The organism is Mesorhizobium sp. M7A.F.Ca.CA.002.05.1.1 (assembly GCF_003998335.1).
Taxonomy (GTDB): Bacteria; Pseudomonadota; Alphaproteobacteria; order Rhizobiales; family Rhizobiaceae; genus Mesorhizobium.
Genome location: NZ_RZQI01001411.1, coordinates 1 through 918 on the forward strand (window position 1 = coordinate 1; position 918 = coordinate 918).

The 918-nt window shown below is 61.0% G+C and carries 1 protein-coding gene; it reads right to left on the minus strand.

The genetic code is table 11. The annotated features are described in order from the left end of the window. The coding region (locus EN939_RS35970) for a hypothetical protein (protein WP_127272031.1) at positions 1–756 on the minus strand (756 nt) is incomplete at its 3' end. Positions 757–918 lie beyond the last annotated feature (162 nt).

The window sequence follows — 918 nt, forward strand, 5'->3', positions numbered from 1 at the left end:
GTCCTTGACCATCGGGATGATCCGCTTGGCATCCGCCGGCGACCAGCTGGTGCAGCCATTGCTGCGACCGCCGGCATAGTCCACCAGCTTGCCGAACGGCACGAAGCCGTCATGGTCGGCGTGCGAGCTGTTCGGGTTTTTGCGCAGGCACATGCCATGCAGCACCTGGGCAGCGTGACCGCCGATCGCCCGCTGCCTGGCGTTCGCGGCTTCGCCTTCGCCGTCGAACTGGATGAAGGTGCGCTGGAAAACCGCGTCCTGCTTCGCGCCGGTGCGGTAATAGCCCTTGAACGAGGTTTTGGCCTCGCTGGTCATATAGGCGCCGCCGGCCGTCAACGATGAATCCATCGCATTGCCGAAGTTCTTCGCGCACCGTTTGCCGTTTGAAAAATCGACGACGCCTTTCAAATTCCGCCCGCTGCCGTGGCCTGACGAAATCGCGCTAAACGACTGGCTGGCCTCGCAGATGACGTAATAGCGACGGCCGAGCACGCCATTGCCCAGATCGCTGGGGCGTGTGGCATCCATGGCGAAGTAGCAGGGGTTCTTGACAGCGCCTTGCGCGACCTTCTTCCGGTAAAGCGCGCGGGCTCGTTCGAGGACAATTTGCGAGATCTGGCCGTCGCTGTCGCCGACATGAGCCTGCAGCCAGGCTGGAACGGCAGATGGTGCGGCAAAGGATCGGGCCGATACCGCCACGGCGATGACGACGAGAAGGCTGGCGACGACACCCAGAGAAACAGATCTCAACCGCACCGGATCAATTCTCCTTGTCGAAGCGAATGGCGATTTCTTGCGGCATTGCCGCGAGAATCGATCATAGATGGCCTCGCATTATCGGGCGAAACACATCTTGTTTAGCGTACCCGCATGAAGAGCCGTAAAGCAGGTCGATGCATGCAACGGCCTACGCCGACA